The organism is Nocardia crassostreae (assembly GCF_001613405.1).
Classification (GTDB): domain Bacteria; phylum Actinomycetota; class Actinomycetes; order Mycobacteriales; family Mycobacteriaceae; genus Nocardia; species Nocardia crassostreae.
The window spans coordinates 86351-107249 of sequence record NZ_BDCH01000023.1 but is presented as its reverse complement, the minus strand read 5'-3'; the positions used below and the strand labels follow the sequence as shown (position 1 = coordinate 107249).

The 20899-nt window shown below is 66.6% G+C and carries 21 protein-coding genes and 2 pseudogenes; 19 read left to right on the top strand and 4 right to left on the bottom strand.

Translation table 11 applies throughout. From position 1 onward, the window contains the following. Positions 1-52: 52 nt before the first annotated feature. The 3 genes from NC4_RS24005 to NC4_RS23995 all read left to right on the top strand — a co-directional run bounded on the left by NC4_RS24005 (position 53) and on the right by NC4_RS23995 (position 2094). Positions 53-733, top strand: coding sequence for a PAS and ANTAR domain-containing protein (locus NC4_RS24005; RefSeq protein ID WP_067542680.1), 681 nt, complete (start codon positions 53-55; stop codon positions 731-733). Positions 734-872: 139 nt separating this feature from the next. Continuing rightward, positions 873-1304, top strand: coding sequence for an ATP-binding protein (locus NC4_RS24000; RefSeq protein WP_067542677.1), 432 nt, complete (start codon positions 873-875; stop codon positions 1302-1304). After that, entirely contained in the window at positions 1294-2094 is an 801-nt protein-coding gene (locus NC4_RS23995) for an RNA polymerase sigma factor SigF (RefSeq protein WP_067542230.1), read from the top strand. The genes NC4_RS24000 and NC4_RS23995 overlap by 11 nt, the downstream gene beginning before the upstream one ends. 18 nt (positions 2095-2112) lie before the next feature. Here the strand turns inward: NC4_RS23995 and NC4_RS23990 are convergent, their stop codons facing one another. Beyond that, positions 2113-2592 carry a hypothetical protein gene (locus NC4_RS23990; RefSeq protein WP_067542227.1) on the bottom strand — a complete coding sequence of 160 codons (480 nt, stop codon included), beginning with the start codon at positions 2590-2592 and terminating at the stop codon, positions 2113-2115. 28 nt (positions 2593-2620) lie between these two features. Continuing rightward, a complete protein-coding gene (locus NC4_RS23985) occupies positions 2621-3988 on the bottom strand; it encodes an ABC1 kinase family protein (protein WP_084529747.1) in 1368 nt (455 codons plus the stop codon). A 171-nt stretch (positions 3989-4159) separates the two neighbouring features. Here NC4_RS23985 and NC4_RS23980 point away from each other — a divergent pair, with 171 nt between their 5' ends. Further along, on the top strand, positions 4160-5710 hold the full coding sequence (locus tag NC4_RS23980) for an acyl-CoA carboxylase subunit beta (RefSeq protein WP_067542222.1): 1551 nt from the start codon (positions 4160-4162) through the stop codon (positions 5708-5710). 43 nt (positions 5711-5753) lie between these two features. Here NC4_RS23980 and NC4_RS23975 read toward each other — a convergent pair whose 3' ends face one another. Beyond that, positions 5754-7103, bottom strand: a complete 1350-nt coding sequence (locus tag NC4_RS23975; RefSeq protein ID WP_245721893.1) for a lipase family protein — start codon at positions 7101-7103, stop codon at positions 5754-5756. 221 nt (positions 7104-7324) lie between these two features. Between NC4_RS23975 and NC4_RS23970 the strand changes: the two genes are divergently transcribed. The 3 genes from NC4_RS23970 (at position 7325) to NC4_RS23965 (ending at position 9676) form a co-directional block, all read left to right on the top strand. Beyond that, positions 7325-8407 carry a baeRF2 domain-containing protein gene (locus NC4_RS23970; protein WP_157555153.1) on the top strand — a complete coding sequence of 361 codons (1083 nt, stop codon included), beginning with the start codon at positions 7325-7327 and terminating at the stop codon, positions 8405-8407. Positions 8408-8496: 89 nt separating this feature from the next. After that, a complete protein-coding gene (locus NC4_RS39290; RefSeq protein ID WP_084529717.1) occupies positions 8497-9015 on the top strand; it encodes a hypothetical protein in 519 nt (172 codons plus the stop codon). After that, positions 8924-9676 (top strand): hypothetical protein, encoded by a 753-nt coding sequence (locus tag NC4_RS23965; protein WP_169814860.1) that lies wholly within the window; start codon positions 8924-8926, stop codon positions 9674-9676. The genes NC4_RS39290 and NC4_RS23965 overlap by 92 nt, the downstream gene beginning before the upstream one ends. 4 nt (positions 9677-9680) lie before the next feature. On the opposite strand, the gene NC4_RS23960 is transcribed toward NC4_RS23965, so the two are convergent. Then, positions 9681-10286, bottom strand: a complete 606-nt coding sequence (locus NC4_RS23960; RefSeq protein ID WP_067542674.1) for a TetR/AcrR family transcriptional regulator — start codon at positions 10284-10286, stop codon at positions 9681-9683. Between the two features lie 106 nt (positions 10287-10392). Between NC4_RS23960 and NC4_RS23955 the strand changes: the two are divergent. From NC4_RS23955 to NC4_RS23900, 12 genes and pseudogenes are all read left to right on the top strand, one after another. After that, positions 10393-11589, top strand: a pseudogene (locus tag NC4_RS23955) (alkane 1-monooxygenase). Then, positions 11589-11774, top strand: a complete 186-nt coding sequence (locus NC4_RS23950; RefSeq protein ID WP_067542213.1) for a rubredoxin — start codon at positions 11589-11591, stop codon at positions 11772-11774. Before NC4_RS23955 ends, NC4_RS23950 begins: the two are co-directional and overlap by 1 nt. Then, positions 11771-11956 (top strand): rubredoxin, encoded by a 186-nt coding sequence (locus NC4_RS23945; RefSeq protein WP_067542209.1) that lies wholly within the window; start codon positions 11771-11773, stop codon positions 11954-11956. Before NC4_RS23950 ends, NC4_RS23945 begins: the two co-directional genes overlap by 4 nt. Positions 11957-11968: 12 nt before the next feature. Beyond that, positions 11969-12655: an oxidoreductase C-terminal domain-containing protein gene (locus NC4_RS23940; protein WP_281186392.1), complete on the top strand. Its 687-nt coding sequence runs from the start codon at positions 11969-11971 to the stop codon at positions 12653-12655. A gap of 589 nt (positions 12656-13244) precedes the next feature. Further along, on the top strand, positions 13245-14090 hold the full coding sequence (locus NC4_RS23935) for an MlaE family ABC transporter permease (protein ID WP_169814859.1): 846 nt from the start codon (positions 13245-13247) through the stop codon (positions 14088-14090). Continuing rightward, positions 14090-14959 (top strand): annotated as a pseudogene (locus tag NC4_RS23930) (MlaE family ABC transporter permease). The gene NC4_RS23935 and the pseudogene NC4_RS23930 overlap by 1 nt, the downstream one beginning before the upstream one ends. 3 nt (positions 14960-14962) lie before the next feature. Further along, a complete protein-coding gene (locus NC4_RS23925) occupies positions 14963-16003 on the top strand; it encodes an MlaD family protein (RefSeq protein WP_067542203.1) in 1041 nt (346 codons plus the stop codon). Beyond that, positions 16000-17007, top strand: coding sequence for an MlaD family protein (locus NC4_RS23920; protein ID WP_067542200.1), 1008 nt, complete (start codon positions 16000-16002; stop codon positions 17005-17007). Before NC4_RS23925 ends, NC4_RS23920 begins: the two co-directional genes overlap by 4 nt. Continuing rightward, the gene (locus NC4_RS23915; RefSeq protein ID WP_067542196.1) at positions 17004-18017 is read left to right on the top strand and encodes an MCE family protein; all 1014 of its coding nucleotides are present in this window, start codon (positions 17004-17006) and stop codon (positions 18015-18017) included. Before NC4_RS23920 ends, NC4_RS23915 begins: the two co-directional genes overlap by 4 nt. Further along, the gene (locus NC4_RS23910; protein WP_067542193.1) at positions 18018-18938 is read left to right on the top strand and encodes an MCE family protein; all 921 of its coding nucleotides are present in this window, start codon (positions 18018-18020) and stop codon (positions 18936-18938) included. Beyond that, a complete protein-coding gene (locus NC4_RS23905) occupies positions 18935-19942 on the top strand; it encodes an MlaD family protein (protein ID WP_067542190.1) in 1008 nt (335 codons plus the stop codon). Before NC4_RS23910 ends, NC4_RS23905 begins: the two co-directional genes overlap by 4 nt. Then, positions 19939-20889, top strand: a complete 951-nt coding sequence (locus NC4_RS23900; RefSeq protein ID WP_067542187.1) for an MlaD family protein — start codon at positions 19939-19941, stop codon at positions 20887-20889. The genes NC4_RS23905 and NC4_RS23900 overlap by 4 nt, the downstream gene beginning before the upstream one ends. Positions 20890-20899: the final 10 nt, after the last annotated feature.

Sequence of the window (20899 nt, the reverse complement as noted above, 5' to 3'; positions counted from 1 at the left end):
CGACCCCACCGATCCGCCGTCCCGGGCCTCCGTGACAGCGGATAATCATGAGGTGACGACAGGTGACGAGCTCTCCTCGAGCGATGCCGACGCGCTGGATCAGGTGATCGGATTCGGCCGCCCCCAGACCGTGGGCGCCTTCCGTTTCTGGTTCGCCGATCAGCGGTGGGAATGGTCCGACGAAGTGGCCGCCATGCACGGCTACGCACCCGGAACGGTGCATCCCACATTGGAATTGCTGCTGGAGCACAAGCATCCCGAGGATCGCGCCCAGGTCTCCACCTCCCTTGCACGGGCCGTGGAGAACGGCGAACCGTTCTCCAGCCGGCACCGCATCGTCGACACAGGCGGAGTGGTGCACCACGTCATTGTGGTGGGTGACCACATGGTTGACGAAAAGAACAGAGTGGTCGGCACATCCGGCTACTACATCGATGTGACCGATACGCTCGCCGAACACCGGCAGGAGACCCTCGACGACGCGCTGCCCGAGCTGTACCGGGCCCGCGCGGTGATCGAACAGGCCAAGGGCGCGCTCATGCTCGTCTACGGCATCAATTCCGAGCAGGCGTTCCGGGTGCTGACCTGGCGCTCGCAGGAGACCAATACCAAATTGCGGGTGCTGGCCAGCCAGCTCGTTGCCGAGATCACCGCCATGGGCGGTGCGGCGGTCGAGCTGCGGACCCGGTTCGATCATCTGCTGTTGACGGTCCATCAGCGGCCGCAGCCGTAATAATCTGTTCCGAAGCGTGTTTCGCCGTGATCGGTCGGGGTAACGCGCCAATGACATGCGAAGCAGGAATGGATCGGACAACGGCCGGGCGTGGCGTATTCCGTCTCCGCGACCCGGTGACGGAGTGGTGGAGTTGCGCATGACCGAGTGGATGTCCCGGGCGAAGACCGATACGAGCGCGATCGGAATTCGAATACCGGCCGATGTGGAGCAGTTGACCATGCTGCGCGCGCTCGCCGAAACGGTCGCCCTGGTAGCCGATTTCGCGCTCGACGAAGTGACGGATGTCCGGGTGGCGCTGGACGAGGTGGCGACCGCGCTGATCGTCTCCGCCGTCCCTGGCAGCTGTGTGGACTGCGATTTCGGCTTCGACGAATACCGCATGCGAGTGCGGGTCGCGGCCGTGGTCATCGATAACGAGGCCATGGACAAGGCCGGATTCGGCTGGCACGTCCTACAGACCCTGACCGAATCGCTCACCGCGCAAACCGGCTCGTTCGATCCGATCTCCGGTGGTTATCCCACGGTCGTCGAATTCAGCCGGACGCGAGGGGAAAGCGATGACGGATGACCCCGAGCCCCGGCGGTCACGCAGTCGAGGCGACAGCTACGACAATATCGAACCGCTGTTCAAGGAGATCGCCGATCTCGACCCCGACGATCCCCAGCGAGATGTGCTGCGCGAGCGCCTCATCGGCCGCTGTATGCCACTGGCCGACCATATCGCCCGCCGATTCTCCGGCCGCGGCGAAACCTTCGAAGACCTGCTGCAGGTAGCCGATATCGGCCTTGTCCAAGCGGTCGACCGCTTCGATGTCACCCGCGGCTCCTCCTTCCTGTCCTTCGCCGTCCCGACCATCATGGGCGAAGTCCGCAGGCACTTCCGCGACAACACCTGGTCGGTGCGAGTTCCCCGGCGCACCAAGGAAATCCAGATCGGGCTCGGCGCGTCCATCGAACGCCTGGCCCAGCGACTGGGCCGCCTGCCCAAGGCCCGCGAAATCGCCGCGGATATGGATGTCGACCTCGTGGAGGTCACCCAGGCGCTCATTGCCGGGAACGCGTACCAGCTGACCTCCCTGGACGCGGTCACCGGCGACGACAGCGAAAGCACCCCGCTCTCCCTCATGGACGTTCTCGGCGATATCGAGCCTCGCTACGACCGGGTCGACGAATTCCTGGCGGTCAAACCCCACATCGCCGATCTCCCCGACCGCGAGAAGCGCATTCTCGTCATGCGCTTCTTCGAGTCCAAGACCCAAACCCAGATCGCCGAGGAAATGGGCATCTCTCAAATGCACGTCTCCCGAATTCTGGCCAGAACGCTCACCTGGCTGCGCGAGCAGGCGCTGAAAGACTGAGGGGCGCGGCGGCCGGACTTACCGGAAGGGCAATCCGCGCGGAACCACCCGCACGAAACTGGTATCGCTGTGGGGAATCCGCTTGTCGGGATCGGCACAGCCGATGGTCACCTCGCCCGGGGCGGCCGCGACCGTCCACATGGGCATCCAGACCCCGCCGTGCGCGGCTTCCTCGGGCTGCGCGTCCGAGGGCGGCGGCAGCAGTTCGATCGCTTCACCTGTCGCGCTGGTGGCCGTGCACTGGAGCACGGACTTGTCCCAGTCCTGCTCACCCTTGATATCCAGGACCGCGTCGGCCGGGACCGGGACGACCTTGGTCTGGCCCAGCGGGATCCGCACCCCGCCGCCGGTCTCACCCGGATCGTCGCTGGCATCGTTGACCCGTGTGGTCGGCGAGGGGCTCGCCGCAGGTTCGGACTTGGTATCACCCGAGCATCCGGCCAGGGCGACAACCGGCAGAATACCGGCTGTAACCAGGGCTTTTCTCATCATGATCATGCAAGCCTCCTCGGTTGACGCGGGTGTGTCAGTCGAGGGGCAGCTCGATGCCTTCCTCGGCGATCTTGGCCGCCACCTCGGCGGGGAAGATATTGCGGAAGAGATAGAGGTCCTTGCCGAGCTTCCAGCCCGGCGCCAGGGCCACCGCATAGCGCTCGAAATACCCTAGTTGCTTACCCATGAGAATGAGCTGTTCGGGCCCGGACGCGCCGCGCCGTTTTCCGAATTCGAGCAGGCGGGCGGCCACCACGCCGAGATCGAGTTTGTCCAGGCTGCCGGAGAGCACCGGGCCCAGCGCCACGGCGAGCTGACGGCCGATGGTGGCATCGTCGCCATTGTCGTCGGAGACCAGGTCGAGTTTGCGCAAGGCGCGGGCGACGGGGCGGAAATCGCCGTCGATGGAGCTGGCGTAGAACAGCGAGCGCACGAACTCGCGCCACTCGTTCTCCATGCGGCCGACAATGCCGAAATCGAGCATGGCCACCCGGCAGTCGTCGAGCAGCCAGAGGTTTCCGGCATGCACGTCGCCATGGAAAAGGCCGTGCACCGCAACGCTTTCCATCCACGCCTTGACCAGGCGGCGGATGAGCATCTCGGGGTCGGGGTGCACCTTGCGGATATCGTCGAACCGATCCAGCGGCATACCGCGCATGCGTTCCATGCACAGCACGCGAGGCGCGCAGTACTCCCAATACACATCGGGCACAGCGACATTCACATTGTCGCCGAAGGCGATCAGGTTCTGCCGGGCCCGCGACTGATTGTCGGCCTCGATGAGGAAGTTGAGTTCGGCCACGGTCGCCTCGTACAGATCGCGCACCACGGCCTGGGCATTGGCGACCCGCGCGTTCTCCGAGCGCTTCTCCAGCGCCCGCGCCAGCCGCATGGCCGAGCGCAGATCCACGATCATGCGCCGCGCGATCTCGGGCCGCTGCACCTTGACCACCGCGGGCCGCCCGTCGGCCAGCACGCACGCGTGCACCTGCGCGATGGAGGCCGCCGAGAGCGGCTCGTCGTCGAAGGAGCGGAACAGCTCGGCAATGGGCTTACCGAGATCGGCCTCGATAATGGCGCGCGCGTCGGTGGCCGGGAAGGGCGGCACATCGTCGAGGCAGCGCAGGCAGGCATCGGCCAGTTCCTTGGGGAAGGCGCCCGGCGAGGACGCGATCAGCTGCCCCAGCTTCACGAACATGGGCCCGAGTGTCTCGAAGCCGTCCACGACGCCCTCGGCCACGGCCCGCCGCCGCTGGGCGGGGCGCAACCCGCCGCGCAGTACGCTACGGGTGACCGATCCGCCCAGTACCGCACCCACGATCGCCGTTCGCCGCCACTCGGAGAAGCCGAACGTGTCCAAGTCCGGTCGGATCACCTCGGGCGACCCTGCGCGCACAGTCATCGGTGAGCTCACGGGCGGCAGTGTATCTCCGTCTGTGTCAGGGGTTCGACTGTGGTGGGCGGCACACGTTACCGAGGCGTTCACTGGTTAGCAGTGGGCAGTGCACGGTAGCGTGCATGGTCGGGCCGCGATCCGGCACCAATTCGTAGGCAGGAAGGCAAGACCGAAGTAATGACGGGTACAGCGGAGAAGCTGGCGGAACTGCGCAAGCTCCTGGAAATCGCCGAGGAACCTGCCGGTGAGCGCGGAATCCAGAAGCGTGTCGCGAAAGGCATCCCCAGCGCCCGGGAACGCGTGCACATGCTGCTGGACCCGAAGAGCTTCGTGGAGATGGGCTCGCTCATGCGCCAGCCCGGTGTGCCCAATGCCTTCTACGGCGACGGCGTGGTCACCGGCCGCGGCACCATCGACGGCCGCCCGGTCGTGGTCATCTCGCACGATCAGACCGTGTACGGCGGCTCGGTCTCGGAGATGTTCGGCCGCAAGGTGCGCGCCGTCATGGACTTCGCCTACAACAATGCCTGCCCGGTGGTGTGCATCAACGACTCCGGCGGCGCGCGCATTCAGGACGGCGTCGCCTCGCTGGCCTGGTATGCGCTCATGTGCAAGCTGCAGGAGGACCTGTCGGGGTACGTGCCCATGGTGGCCGTCATGCTCGGCAAGTGCGCGGCGGGCTCGGTGTACGGGCCCATCAATATGGATGTCCTTGTGGCGACCGAAGAGTCGTACATGTTCGTCACCGGTCCCGAGGTCATCAAGGCCGTCACCGGCTCCGAGGTCACCGCCGAGGAACTGGGCGGCGCGCGGGCGCTGGAGCAGAACGGCACCGTGCACCATGTCGCCAAGACCGAGCAGGCCGCCTTCGACTGGGTCCGCGACTACCTGAGCTACCTGCCGACCAGCTGCCTGGAGCAGCCGCCGATCATCAATCCGGGCCTGGAGCCCGAGCTCATCGATTCCGACCGGGAGCTGGACCGCATTATTCCGGACTCGGACAAGGTCGGCTACGACATGCACGAGATCCTACTGCGCATCTTCGACGACGGCGCCTTCCACGAGATCAGCGAGAAGACCGCGCAGAACCTCATTACCGGTTTCGCCCGGGTCGACGGCGCGCCGGTCGGCGTGATCGCCAATCAGCCCGTGGCGCTGGGTGGCGCGCTGGACGCGGCCTGCTCGGACAAGGCGGCGCACTTCATCCGGATCTGCGATGCCTTCAATGTGCCGCTGGTCTACGTGGTCGACACCCCGGGCGTGCTGCCGGGCGTGGACGAGGAGCGCAATCACGTCATCAAGCGCGGTGGCCGCATGTTCCGCGCGCTCATCGAGGCCACCGTGCCGATCGTGACCGTGGTGACCCGCAAGGCGTTCGGCGGCGGCTACGCGGTCATGGGCTGCAAGCAGCTGGGCGCGGATATCAGCCTGGCCTGGCCGACCGCGCGGCTGGCGGTCATGGGCGCGGAGTCCATGATCTCGATCGTGGGCCGCAAGCAGCTGGCGGCGGCGCCGCCGGAGCAGCGCGAGACGGTCAAGCAGCAGATGATCGACTTCTACAACGCGACCGTGGCGACGCCGTGGACGGCGGCCGAGCGCGGCTACATCGACGCGGTGATCGAGCCGTCGGCGACGCGCCTGGAGATTCGCAAGGCCCTGCAGCTGCTGCGCGACAAAGGCGCTGTGCGCAAGCCGAATCCGCGCAAGCACAACCTCTACCCGATGTGATCGGCGCGCACCCGGTCCCGTGTGCGGGACCGGGTGCGCTGCTTCAACATTCGCTGATGGCGGGCTCGCCGCGCAAACGCTCGTCCAGCCACAGCAGTGATTCCGGATATCCGGTGAACGCCGCGATGATGTGCTCTCCGAAGACATCCCGGTACACCGCGTTCACCCCCAGCGCGCATTGCTCGCGATAGAAGTTGCGCGCCCCTTCGGCCGGTACCCAGAACTCCTGCTCGCCGTTGTAGATGTACAGCGGCACAAGCGATTTCTTGCCCTCCATGCGCGTAAGCCGATAGATGTCGTGCGCCAGCGCGCTGTGCAGCGGATCCGGGATATCGGCGGCGAGCTCGATGGGCAGCATGAAGACGCCGGGCAGCGCGAAGATATCCATGCACTGGTCCTTCATGACCAGGGCGATCCACTGCGCCAGCGCGTTCATCCGATCCAGGATCTCCGGGCGCTCCCGCCCGATGGCGAAGGTGGCGGCCAGGAACACCCCCGAGGCCAGATTCCCGTTCATGCTGCTGCCCAGCAGTTCGAAATCGGCGGGGACGCCGCCCATGGCCGCGCCCACCACCACATCGGCGAGTTCCGGCGCGTACTCGGCCATCAGCTTGACCGCGCCATTGGTGGCGATGGCGCCGCCGGAATAGCCGATCATCCCGAATCGACTGTCCCCGAACTCATCCGGTAGGGCGTTGCGCACCGCGCGAATGCTGTCGAGCACCGCGTGCCCGGCCACGTACGGTTCGGCGTAGGCCATGCGCGGGCCCTCGTGATCGGTAATGAGCACGGCGTAGCCGCGCAGCGTGGCCAATTGGGTGGTGGGCGGAATGTAGTCGGTGATGTCGGCATCGCCCGCCCACCCGCGGGCCAGGGTGTAACTCGGATTGCAGTCGCGGCCCAGCCCGTTGATGGGCAGATTGTTCACCACCACCGGGCGCCGACCGGGTCCGGTCCATTCGCCGGGCGGTATCACCAGGGTCGCGACGGCATAGGAGGCGGCGTCGTGGGAGTCGGTGGTGCGGAATTTCAGTTGCAGCACCTGGCGCGCGGGCACGAGCAGCACCTGCTGTGCGGCCGCGGTGACATCGCGCCAGGCGACGATATCGCCGTTGGCGTAGTCCCCGAGCAACTCGGGCCAGGTGTCGACGAAGCCGTCGTCGATGGGCTTGGGCATGGTGGCGGCCCGCAGCGCCGCGAGTTCGAGGGACAGCCCGCCCGCGTCGACCAGCGGGGCCATGGGCGCGGCGGGCAGTACGGGCGCGGGCAGATGGGTTTCGATCCAGCGTTGCAGTGCATCGAAGTCGGAGATCGGCGCCGGACCCGGCCCCGGCTCGGGCGGTTGCGCCTGCGCATGCCCGGCCACGCACCCGAAAATCAAGGCGGCAAGCACAACTCGCAAGCAGAAGAGCACAGCACCCCCACGGCTCGGTGTTCCGGGCATCCCCTCATCTCGGACCATTCGAGCCTAATGGGGCGTCGCGCGGCCGACACCGGAGACACTTCCGGTAGTGACCACATCGAGACCGGTCAGGAACGGGCCCTGGTCAGGTGCGGTTTCCGTCCCGGGCGCGGGCGCTGATTGCCCCCGGGATGCGGGGGTATCCCATTCCTATGGTTCGAACGAGTCTCCGGGAGATGCTCGGCCGGACCGGGCCGTTCGCCTCGGTGTACTTCGACAGCTCGCACAATGCCGGGGACGCGGCCCGGCGGCTGGAGTCGCAATATCTGGCCATTCGCGGGAAGCTAACCGAGGCGGGCGCTTCCGAGCAGGTCATCGGCGCCGTGGGTATCGCGGTCGCCGCGGGCCCGCCCGCGCCCGGGAGATCCGGCCGCGCACTCATTGCCGATGCCGGGACCGTCCTGATGAACGAGCCGCTGACCGCGCCGCCGGAACGGGAGATCGTCCGCGTCTCGCCATTACCCTTCCTGCTCCCGCTGCTCGAGGAGCGGGAGCCGCACGTACCCCACGTGCTGGTGGTGGCCGACGAACTGAGCGCCCGGCTGTCGGCCGTGAACTGTTACGGCGACCGCATCGCCCGCACCGTCGACGTGCTCACCGATCCCGTCCACCGGGTCCGCCGCGGCCCCAAGGGTCATCGTCCACCCCGCGAGTGTGCGCGAATCGCGCTGCGCCGCAGCATCATCGGTGTGTCGGACGCCATCTGCACGCTGGCGGACCGGGTGGGCGCCAGCATGATCCTGCTGGCCGGTGACGCGGCCGCCCGCGCCGCCCTGCGCGCGATCCTGGAGGACCGCTACACCACCGCCGCTCGCCGCTGCCGCACGGTCGATATCGACGGCCACCGCGACGAAGTCGACGCGCAGGTCCGCGCCATCATTGCCGAGGCCGCCGACAACCGCCGCAAGGCCGTGCTCGAGCGTTACCACGCCGAATGCGCCCGCCCGGGCGGCACGGCCACCAGCGGCCTCGCCGCCACCACCACCGCCCTGCGCGCCACCACGGTCGCCCACCTGCTCGTGGACAGCGCCACCCTCGACGACCGCGAGGTCTACACGGGCGACACCCACACGGAAATAGCCACCGCCGCAGCCGAACTCACCGGCCCCGCCCGGGTGCACCGCGCCGACGAGGCGATCCCGGCGGCCGCCCTGGCGGGCGGCAGCGACATCGTGCCGGTGACCGGTCGTATCACGCTGCCCGACGGCGTCGGCGCCCTGTTGCGGCTCCGCTGAACCTGGGTCCGGATGAGTGGAACTTGTCGGTGGGGTGGGGCAGAGTGCTTGGGCGACAGGGTAATTCGAGGGATCGGGAGAAGGCTGGGATGGAGCGGGAGCAGTTCGCGGAGGCGGTGCTGGGTAGTCTGCGGGCGCGCGGGGTGACGGACGGGGAGTACGACGCGGAGGAGTTCGAGGTCCGGCACAGTGGCGGGGAGGTCATGTATCTGGGGAATGTGTTCCGGGAGCTGGCGGGGGAGTCGGTGGAGGAGATGCAGGAGCGGATCGACAATTTCGTGGCGGCGGTGACGAGCACCGATGAGCCACCGGAGGATTGGGAGTCGGCGCGGCCGCTGCTGCGGGCGGTGCTGCGGCCGGTGACGCACGGGATGGGGACCTTCGGACCGGGGGCGGAACGGTTCGTGCGGCCCGCGTTTCCGTTCGTGGACGAGGCGGTGGTGGTGGATCTGCCGCGGACCCGCAGTTATGTGACGCCGGAGATGGTGCGGGATTGGGGGGGGCACGGCCGAGGAGGTGTTCGGCGCGGCGCGGGAGAATCTCGCGGCCATGGCGCGGCCCGGCTCGCCGGAGGAGTTGCAGTTCATCCGGTTCGTCGACACCGGTGACCATTACGTCGGGTCGTGGCTGCTGGTGCCGGGGTGGCTGGCGAGTTATGGCGGTGGCGAGCAGCGGCCGGTGGCGTTCATTCCCGATAACGACACCCTGCTGCTGGTGCCCGACGATGCCGAGGTGCTGGCGGAGGTCTTCGACATGGTCGAGGAACAGTACGGGCAAGCGGCGCGGCAGATCTCACCGCAGGGGTACACCGTCGACGAGGCCGGAATGGTGGTGCCGCTCGACCATCTCGCAGCGCATCCCGCGCGGGCGCTGGCGCTGCGGGCGCGCAGCGGGCTGGCGGTCACCGAGTATTCGATCCAGACGGCTTTCCTGCACGAGGAATTCGAGGACAGCCTGGAACCGGTCCCCGGTGTGGGGCCCCTCTATGCCGGAGCGGTCCTGTTCCAGCCGACCGAGTCCGGTCCGGTCACCGTGACGATTTGGGGCGAGGATGTGGAATACCTGCTGCCCCAGGCCGATTACGTGCATTTCGTGCGCATGGACGAGGACGGCGAGGTGGACGTGGACTGCACCGTACCGTTCGACGCCGTGGTGGAGATCGTGGGCCTGGTGCCGCTGCCCGGGCTGAACCCGCCGCGCTTCGAGGCGCGGCGGTGGCCGGACGAGGCGACCCTCGCGCGGCTGCGCGAGCGCGCGGTCGAACTCTGAGCGGTTATGCGGCGGCCGCGAACGCGGTCGTGATGATCAGCTCGATCTGAGCCACGGCCCGGTCGATCGGCCCGGTCGGCTGGAACAGATGACTCAGGGCCAGGCGCACCAGGATTTCCGTGCGCGTGGCCAACTCCGCATCGGACATCTCCGCGAGCCCGTACTGCGCCCGGATCGTCGCCGTCACGGCGGTGATCGCGGGGCCCAGGACGGGCTCGGGTTCTGTCATGAGGGCGGGCAGCAGTGTGGTGTCCGGGGCCGTGCGCCCCGCCAGCACTGCCTTGAGCAGCGTATTGTCCGCGCCGGTGCGCAGCGTGTAGTCGACCGCCGCGGTCAATCCGGCTATCGGGTCCGCCGGATGCGCGGCCAGGGTGTCGGCGACGCCGACCAGGAACACTTCGAGCTCGCGGCGGATCACGACGACGGCGAGCACCTCTTTGGTGCCGATCTCCTTGTAGAGCACCGGGCGGCTGACGCCCACCTCCTTGGCCAGCCGCGACATGTTCACCGCGCCCCAGCCTTCGGTGCAGACAATGCGGCGCGCGGTATCGATCACCCGCTCCCGCAGGAGTTGGCGCATCTCGGTCTGGAAGTTCGGCGCTGCAGCCACGGCCCGATCGTACATGAGCTCGTCATCCGTCCTGACATTGACAAGAATCTGTCATGTGTATCTACTGAATACACTTCTCGATGAAGTGTATTCAAGGAGTTCGACAATGACGACGTCTCTGCCGCAATGGCGTGATCGCAAGCGCTACCTGTGGCTCTTCGGCCTGGTGGCCCCGACGGCGATATTCCTGGCGACCGGCCTGGTGTGGGCGTTCAACCGGCTGGGCTGGCAGGCCGCCGCACCCGTGTGGTGGTGGATCGGCCCGCTGCTGGTCTATGTGCTGCTGCCCCTCCTCGATCGCTTCTTCGGCCCCGACGGCCAGAACCCGCCGGAGGAGGTGATGGAGATGCTGGAGCACGACCGCTACTACCGCTACTGCGTGTACGCCTATATTCCGTTCCAGCTGCTGAGCGTGGTCTTCGCCTGCTATCTGTGGACCGCGGCCGACCTGTCCTGGCTGGGCCTCGACGGCGGCCTGGGCCTCGCGTCCACGATCGGGCTGGCGCTGAGCATCGGCGTCATGGGCGGCGTCGGCATCAATACCGCGCACGAACTCGGCCACAAGAAGGACGAACTGGAGCGCTGGCTGTCGAAAATCACGCTGGCGCAGACGTTCTACGGTCACTTCTACATCGAGCACAACCGTGGTCACCATGTGCGGGTCGCGACCCCGGAGGACCCGGCCAGCGCTCGTTTCGCGGAATCGTTCTGGAGTTTCCTGCCCCGCAGCGTCTTCGGCAGCCTGCGCTCGGCCTGGGACCTGGAGCGGACCCGGCTACAACGAATGTGCAAGCGGCCGTGGACCATTCACAATGACGTGCTCAATGCCTGGCTGATGTCGGTGGCGCTCTGGGGCGCGCTGGCCGCCGTCTTCGGCCCGGCGGTGCTGCCGTATCTCGTCATTCAGGCCGTCTACGGGTTCACCCTGCTGGAGACGGTCAACTACCTCGAACACTACGGTCTGCTGCGGCAGCGCACCCCGGGCGGCCGCTACGAACGCTGCACCCCGGCGCACAGCTGGAACTCCGATCACATCGTGACCAATATCTTCCTGTACCACCTGCAGCGCCACAGTGATCATCACGCCAATCCGACTCGGCGCTAACAGATCCTGCGCAGTATGGACGGTGCGCCGAATCTGCCCAGCGGTTACGCCAGCATGATCGGCCTGGCCTACTTCCCGCCGCTGTGGCGCAAGGTCATGGACCACCGGGTGCTCGAGCACTACCGGGGCGATATCACCCGCGTGAACATCCAGCCGCGCAGGCGGACTCGCGTGCTGGCGCAGTACGGGGCGCGCTGATGGCCGCCTACCGCTGCCCGGTCTGCGATTACGTCTACGACGAGGCCGCCGGAGCGCCCCGCGAGGGCTTCCCGGCCGGTACGCCCTTCGCGGCGGTGCCGGACGACTGGTGCTGCCCCGACTGCGGCGTCCGGGAAAAGATCGACTTCGAATCCATCTACGCCAGAACGGATCACAACCGATGACCACCGACTACAAACTCTTCCGCTGCGTGCAGTGCGGTTTCGAGTACGACGAAGCCGAGGGCTGGCCCGAGGACGGCATCGAGCCCGGCACCCGCTGGGCGGATATCTCCGAGGACTGGTCCTGCCCGGACTGCGGCGCGGCCAAATCCGATTTCGACATGGTCGAGGTCAGCCGCGCGTGAGCGGGCGCAGTCATTGGCGAATGCTATCGAGACCTGCGCAACGAGCATGGCGTCGAGCTGCGCACCGGGGTCTGTCTGAGTCGCCTCGAATCGGCTGACGGCGGGGTGGCCGCCAGTGCCGAAAGTGGTCGCCGCTGGGTCGCCCGAGCGGTGCTGGTCGCCATTGGCGCGATCCCGGATACGGAGCTCGCCGCCGCGGCCGGTCTGGATATCGGCGACAGTGTTCGCGTCGACGAGCGGTTCTGGACATCGGCTCCGGGCGTTTTCACGGCCGGTGATGTCGCCGCGCGCTTCGATCCGGAATCGGGCGCGCATCGGCGCGAGGAACACTGGGACAGCGCGCGATCGCAGGGTGCGGCCGCCGCGCGAGCCATGCTCGGAACGCCGCCCGAGCATCCGGGCGTCTCGTGGGGATGGTCCACTCGGTACGGCCTCAACCTGCAGTTCGCTGGTCGAATCGCGCCGGATGACGAACTCGTCGTGCGGGGTTCGCCGGGTGGTCGCAGCGTCACGGCGCTCGCGCTCCGCGAGGGTGTGCTGACGGGCGCGGTGGCCCTCGCCCGGCCCGCCGATATCCGCGCGGCACGCGATCTCATTGCGCGGCGCGCGCCACTGGATCCGTACTCCTGTGCCGACGAATCGGTCCCTATTGCCCGGCTTGCCGACTTTGCCGGACAGCGGCGGCCGGGTGGCGCATGATGTCGCCATGGTGTGGAACCGCTGGGGTGCCAGTCGGTATGTTTTCGGGCTTGGAGCTGTCCCAGATGTGCCGCGACCGGTCGTGCGGGAGCGTCTCGATCCGGACATGGACCTTGACTGCGACATGATCGCGGAGTTGCCGCGCCGCAGGTGGCGGAACGGCTGCTGGGCAGCCGGTTGCGGTGCAGCCGAAGGTTGTTGCGCTGGACAGCAAGGCCCTGTGCGTTGGCCCGCGCGCCGGAGCGCGCGGAAAGGCCGGGTTGCTGCGGTTGTACTGCTGCGGCCCGGAACAGGTGGTGGGACGAGGAAAACCACCAACTGTCTGGGCCGCTTCGGGCTGAACGGATGGCGAGCGAATCCCGCGCAACCTTGAAATGCAGGTAAATCAGTCGAGAATGCCGTTCTTCATTTCACATTTGCCAGTTGATTGCTAAAAGTGTTCAAGGAAAGCGAAATTCACCGAAGTCGCGCATTCTTCATCTAAAACCCCAGGTAGGTCAAGCCTTTCACTTGACCCAGTGAAGACTGACACGTCAGTCGGAAAACTGTATTACTGTGACCCAGTCGGCATTCAGCCAACAGTGGGGCAGTGGGGTGGTACGCATTGGTCGACAAGATCATTCGGGGGCCGGAGCCGTTGCTACGGCAGGCAATCGAGTTCGTTCTCTCGGGGTTGCGCACGTTCGGGCGCACCCTGAAACTCGGGGTGGCGGCATTCCGCTACCTGTTCATCGACCTGGTCGGTCTCAAACATCCGTGGCGGGACACGCTGCAGCAGGGGTGGTTCATTGTCTCGGTGACGGCGATTCCCGCTGTGCTGGTTGCGGTTCCGTTCGGCGTCATTGTCGCGGTCCAGGTCGGCAGCCTCACCCAGCAGGTGGGCGCCTCCTCGGTCTCGGGCGCGGCCGGGGGGCTCGGCGTGATCCGGCAGGGCGCGCCCATGGTGACCGCGCTGCTGCTGGGCGGCGCGGCCGGTTCGGCCATCGCCTCGGATCTGGGCGCCAGGACCATTCGCGATGAAGTGGATGCCCTGCGCACCATGGGCATCGATCCGGTGCGCCGCTTGGTGGCGCCGCGGCTGGCGGCCATGATCACGCTGACGCCGCTGCTGTGCATGCTCATCATCTTCATGGGCGTGTTCACCGGCTATGTGATCGCCGTCGGCTTCCAGGGCGTCACGCCGGGCAGCTACCTGTCGGCCTTCGCGGCCTTCGCCAAGATGAGCGATCTGGGCGTGGCCATCGTGAAATCCATTATCTTCGGCGTGATCGTGCTGATCGTCGCGTGCCAGCGCGGCCTGGAGGCCACACACGGACCCAAGGGCGTGGCCAATGCCGTGAACGCGGCCGTGGTGATCGGGGTGATCGCCGCCTTCGGCGTGAATCTCGTGATCACCCAGCTGGTTTCGATGTTCCTTCCGACGCAGGTGGGCTGATGACACAGGTACCGGCCCGCTATCAGCCGCTCGGCGCGGTGGGGCGCATTGCCGAGCGCGGCGCGCAGGCGCCCATTACGGTGTTCGAATCACTCGGCCATCAAGCGACTTTCGTCTACGACGTGCTGGCCGCCATCCCGCATACGCTGCGGTACTACCGGCGCCAGACCATGCCCATCCTCTCCGATATCACCTGGGGTTCCGGCGCCATCATCGTCGGCGGCGGCACCGTGGCGGTGCTGGCCTTCCTGGGCATCGCGGTCGGCGGATCCATTGGCGTGGAAGGCTTCACGGCGCTGAACATGGTCGGCATGGGCCCGCTCACCGGGTTCGTCTCCGCCTACGCCAATACCCGCTAGATGGCGCCCATGGTGGCCGCCATCGGCTTCGCCGCCCAGGCCGGATGCCGCATGACCGCCGAGATCGGGGCCATGCGCATCTCCGAGGAGATCGACGCCCTGGAGGCGATCGGCATCCGGCCCATGCCGTTCGTGGTGACCACCCGCGTCATCGCGGGCATCATCACCATCGTCCCGCTGCACCTGCTCACGCTCATCCTGTCGTACCTGTCGTGCGCGACCGTGGTGAATGTGCTGCACGGGCAGTCGTCGGGCACCTACTACCACTATTTCGACGCCTTCCTGCAACCCGGCGATGTGCTCGCCTCACTGCTCAAGGCGACGATCTTCGTGGTCGCCATCATTCTCATCCACGGCTACCAGGGCTTCTACGCCTCCGGCGGGCCGGAGGGCGTGGGCCGCGCCTCGGGCCGGGCCATTCGCGCCAGCCTGGTGCTGGTCGTGATCCTGGACATGATCCTGACGATCGTGATCTGGGGCCTGGATGTCGGCATCAGGATTTCGGGGTAGATCATGGCCGTATTCAAGGACCATTCCGGCCGCAGCGCCGGACCGTGGGCGCTGCGCGCCCGCGGCGTCGTGATCGCGGTGGTGATCACGGCGGTGACGGTCGTGCTGACCGGTTACGCGCGTGGTAATTTCGCGGACCGGTTCGAGCTGGCCGTCGAAGCCGCCACGCTCGGTGAGGGTTTGGCGCCGGGCGCGGAGGTGAAGTTCCGCGGCTATGCCGTCGGCACCGTGCGCGAGGTGGTGACCGTCGGCTACGGGCGGCAGCGCATCGAGGTGGAGATCGACCGCAAACAGGCGGGCGCGCTCACCGAGGATGTCACCGCCCGGTTCACCTCGTCGAATGTATTCGGTTCCAGCGCCATCGAATTGGTGGACGGCGACGGCGGTGCGCCGCTGCGCGAGAACTCCGTGCTGCAGATCGGCGAGAACGCCACCAATGCCACCGTCGCCGGTGTGTTCCGGCGCGCGGCCCGGCTCACCAAGGTGCTCGACTCCGACACCATGCGCAGGCTCATCGATCTCATGCTCGACAATGCCGACAGTATGGGCCCGGTCCTGAAGTCCTTCTTCGAGACCGCCCGCATGCTGGCCGACGGTCAGCAGGCGCCGCTGTCGCACTACATCGAGATCGGCGCGGATATGACCGGCGCCTTCGCCGATATCACCCCCTCGGCGGGGCGGGCCATTCTGGCGGTGCTCGAACAGAGCGCCTACTTCGGTGATCCGGTCAATCGCGCGCGCACCAACAAGGCCACGGATGGCGTCGATCAGACTGTGCTGCAAGGGATCGCCGACCTGCTGGCGCACAACAACGGGAATCTCGACGACATTCTCGGCGGCATCCTGGACCTGGCCGTACGGGTCGCGGTCTCGGTCGGCACCGTCGCCCCGGCCTACAACCGCATCCCGAATCTGCTGCGCGCCATCGACAGCGCCTTCCCGGTGGTGGACGGCCGGGTGCAGTTGCAATTGGAACTGATCGTGAAAACCATGCCGTATCTGGCCGATTCGCTCGCCCCGGCCGACCAGGGAGGCGCGCTATGAACGAGATCGCCAAATCCTCGGTCAAACTCGTCGTCTTCCTGCTCATCGTCGCGGCCTGCTCGGTCTTCATCGTGACCGCGCTGCGCTCCCCGGTGCCCGGTGACAAGGTGACCTACGACGCCCTGTTCACCGATGTGTCGGGCCTGTTCACCGGTGATTCGGTGCGCATGTCCGGCGTCGCGGTGGGCAAGGTGGAGGCGGTGACCCTGGACGGCGCGCAGGCGCGGGTGAAGTTCACCGTGGATGCCGATCGGCCCGTCTACGAGAACACCAAGGCGGCGGTGCGGTATCAGAACCTCATCGGGCAGCGCTATGTGGAGCTGCTGACCGAGGGGCAGGGGACCGCGAAACTGGTTCCGGGAGCGACCATCCCGGTGCAGCGCACGATTCCCAGCTTCGATGTCTCCAAGCTGTTCAACGGTTTCAAGCCCATGTTCGACACCTTGGATCCCGCGCAGCTCAATCAGTTCGGCGAGAACATCCTGCGGGTGATCCAGGGCGACGGCTCGGGCATCGGCCCGGTGCTGGCGGATCTGGACACGCTCACCAAGAGCGCCCGCAACAGCGAGGCCGTGATCGTGCTGCTCATCCGCAATCTGGGGCTGGTGTCGGAGGAGATCGGCGGCAAGTCCCAGGCGGTCGGGCAGCTGGTGGATCAGCTCGCGGGCATCCTGAGCCAGTTCTCCAGCCGGACGCAGACCATGCTCTACGCCATCGACGAGGCCAATCGCACGCTGAAGCCGCTCATTCCGATTCTGGAGGAGGGGCGCGACGCCTACGACGTGGCCTACGGTCCGGTGGATGGCCTGCTGCGCCGTCTGGTCCCGGCGACCGATCAGCTCACCCAGATCCTGGCGCTGGCGCCGCAACTGGTGACCGGGCTCAATCAGTCGTTACCGGGAAACGGTGTGCAGCCGCGTATTTCGTGTTCCAACGGGGAGGCGGCGCTGCCCGCGGTGGCGGGCGTCATCCTCGACAGCCAGGACCTGGTGGTGTGCAAATGAGAGCACTGGTGCGGTACTTCGGTGAGCTGATTCGCGAGGTGATCGCCGGGCGCGGTGATCAGCCGACCCAATTGCGCTGGGGCATCGCGGGTGTCGCGGTGTGCGCGGTGCTGCTGACGACCGCGGCCCCGCTGTACGTGGTGCCGATCGGGCAGCAGACCTATGTGGCCGACTTCCGGGTCTCCGGCGGCGCGCGGGCCGGTGACGAAGTGCGCGTGGCCGGTATCAATGTCGGCAAGATCCGGTCCGTGGAGCTGGTCGGCGACCACGTCGAGGTCGCGTTCACCGTGAATCGCGATGTGCGCGTGGGTGATCGGGCGGCGGTGGAGATCAAGATGCTGACCCCCATCGGCGGCCACTACCTGGCGCTGGATCCCGCGGGCGACAAGGAGCTGGGCGATCGGCACATTCCGCGGGAGCGCACCACGACCCCGTTCGAGCTCAGCGACATTCTCGACAAGGGCACGCCGATCTTCAGCCAGGTGGACGCCACCACCATGCGCGCCACCATCGGCGAGCTCAATGCGGCGCTGAGCCAGGAACCGGACGCATTGCGGAGCGTGATCGACAATGCCAACGAGCTGACCGGTCTGCTGGCACAGCGCACCGATCAGCTGAACACCACCTTGGACATCTCGGACGAATACATTGCCGCCATTGCCACCGACAAGGCGATTCTGGCGAATTTCGTCCGCCAGCTCGGCACGGTCGCGGATGCGCTCGGCAATCGCAAGGATGATGTCGTCAGCGTATTCAACCTGGTCAAGCGGCTGCTGCTGGTCCTGCATCGACCGATCATGGCCTACGGCGACTCCATCGAGCCGACCGTGACCGAATTCGAGCAGCTGTTCTCGAAGGTGTTAGAGGATCCGAACCGGCTCGACACCGTGATCAACGGCCTGCGCGATGTGATCGCCACATTGAACGGCATGCTCGGCGTCCAAGTGACGGCGGACAATCCGGTGACCGGCGTGCAGGTGTGCATTCCCTACGAAGGCAAGGCGTGCTGAATGAACTGGGGTAGAACAGCACTCGTCGCCGGGGCCGCCGCCGTGGTGGTGGTGATCGGCGTGGGCGGGGTGACGTGGGCGAACACCACGGTGCGCGAGGCGCGACAGAGTGTCTGCGCCGAATTCACCGATACCGTCGGCCTGTACGAGGGCAATAGCGTGACCATGCTCGGTGTCGAGATCGGCACCGTGTCGAAGATCGAGGCGCTCGGTGACCGCATGCGGGTCACCATGGATATCGGCGAGAAGGTGCACCTGCCCGCCGATATTCAGGCCGTCACCATGTCCAGCTCCATCGTGACCGACCGGCACGTGGAACTGACGAAACCGTATACGGGCGGGGCGAAATACGATACCGCCTCCTGCATTCCGCTGGAGCGCACCAAGACGCCCATCGGCATCAGCGAGGCCCTGGACGCCATGGGCGCCCTCGCCGGGGATCTGACCGGCGGGCAGCCCGGCGACACCCTGCTCGACCAGACCCTCACCGCCGCCGACCGGGCCATCGACGGCACCGGGCCGCAGTGGAATCAACTGCTGCAGCGGCTGTCCGCGGTGGTCGGGGATCCGGCGCAGAAGGATGTGGTGTTCCGCAGGCTGGTGGACAATCTGGATGAGCTCACCACCATGTTCATAACCAACTGGACGGATATGGCGGCGGTTCTGGACAATCTGCGCGCCGGTTTGCAGCTGATCGGCGAGTTCTCCATGGAGTTCGCCAGTGCGGTGGATATCGCCGTGGAATTCCTGCCGGTGCTCGCGCGCAATGTCGGTAAATACGATCAGCAGGTCTACGCGCTGCTCGATCTGTATCTGCCGCAGCTCGACGATCTGCTGGCGCGGAATCAGGGCTCCATTACCGAACTGCTGTCGCAACTGCCGCCGCTGGCGGCGAATCTGCCCCAGGCGGGTGCCCGATGAGGCGCGCACTCGTGAAACTGGCTCCGGCGCTGACCGCGGCCACGCTGGTATTGAGCGGTTGCGGCCTGAAGGCCACCGACATCCCGATTCCGGGCACCTACATCAGCGGTGAGACCTATTCCATCCGGATCGAATTCGGCTCGGTGCTGAACCTGCCGGACAAGGCCAAGGTGATCGCCGAGGGCGTGGAGATCGGCATGCTCGAGCGCATCGACCTGATCGGCAATACGGCCGTCGCCACGGTCAAGCTGAAAAGTGATGCCAAACTGCCCCGGACGACCACCGCGGAACTGCGCCAGAGCACCATCCTGGGCGATATCCACATCGCCCTGGAGGCGCCGAAGAACGGCGCCACCGATTTCCTGGTGAACGGTGATGTCATTCCGGTGCAGCAGACCATTCCGGCCACCAATGTCGAGGACATCCTGCGGGCGCTGTCGAATATCATCACCGGCGGTCGGTGGTCGGATCTGCAGCAGCTGGTCGCGGATGTGAACGCCGCCTTCCCGGCCGATCCGGCCGAACTGGACCGGATCAATGCCGCCGGGCGCGCCGCGCTCGACGATATGGCCGGGCACACCGCCGAACTGGAGAGCATTCTCGTTTCGGCGCAACAGATCACCGGCAAACTGGAGTCCGGCCGGGCGGCGGTCGACGATATCCTGACCCTCGGGCCGGATCGGGCGGCCGGTCTGTCCGATGTGCTGCTCAATGTGGTGAAGCTGATCATCACCGGCGGCGGGCTGGCCCGTAATGCGGGCGAGCTGCTGCTGCCCTTCACCGGCGATTTCCGTTCCATCACAGCGATTCTCGCGCCGACCGCGCTGACCGTCGCCTACTCCGACATCACCCTCGGGGCCAATCTCGAGACCTTCCGCACGCTGTTGCGGGAGAAGCTGATCCCGTTCCTGAACAACCCGGATGTGCGGGTGCAACGGGTCTCGGCCGATGTGCAGGCCGATCAGCTCGTCACCACACTGCGTTCCATCGGGATGGTGCCATGAAACTCTCCTTCTCCGGCCCGGTGTCCATGGCGCTGCTGACCGTGCTGACGCTCATCTGCGGCAGCTATATGGCGGTCGGCGTGCTGAATATCGACCCGCGGCGCGAAACCAATACCGTCACCGTGCTTTTGAACACCTCCGGCGGTCTCATGAAGACCTCCGAGGTGACGCTGCGCGGGCTGCCCATCGGCAAGGTGCGCGATATCAGCGCCACCGCCAAGGGTTTGGCGGTGAAGATCGAATACGACGCCCGGTACCGGATTCCGGTCGACGCGCTCGTGCAGATCGCCAATCTCTCGGCGGCGGGGGAGCAGTTCCTGGACTTCCGCCCCGACACCACCGCGGGCCCGTATCTGCACGACGGCAGTATCGTGCCGCAGCGGCAGGTGCGCACCGCCACCACGGTCGGTGACGCGCTGGCCAAGATGGACGCGCTCAGCGCGCAATTGGATCCGGCGCGGCTCGAGCATCTGGCCGCCACCGTCGCCGCGGGTTTCGAGGGCCGTGACGCCGATGTCGAGAACCTCACCAACGCGCTGATCGGCACCGCGAATTTATTGCGCGACAAGCGCGATGCCATCGCACGGCTGTACTCGAACGTGCAAACCCTCGGTGACCGGTTCGACGGCCGCGCGCCGACCATCAGCGCCGCCGCCGGTGATATCGACACCGGATTGCCGGAGCTGCTGCACATCATTGCCGCATTCCAGAACTACTCGTACATAGGCGAGAACATCTTCGACGATCCGCTGGGACCGCTGGTCGCCAAGATCGACGGATATCTGTCCCTGCTCGGTCCGGACCTCGGGCATATCGCCACCGTGCTGAAGCCCGCGACCAGTTCGGTCAAACCCCCGCGTGTGGACGCCGGATCGATCGTCGATCTGCTGTCCACGGTATTCCCCGGCGATGGCGCCACCCATGTCGGTATCGACGTTCCCCGGTAGGAGAGAAGAC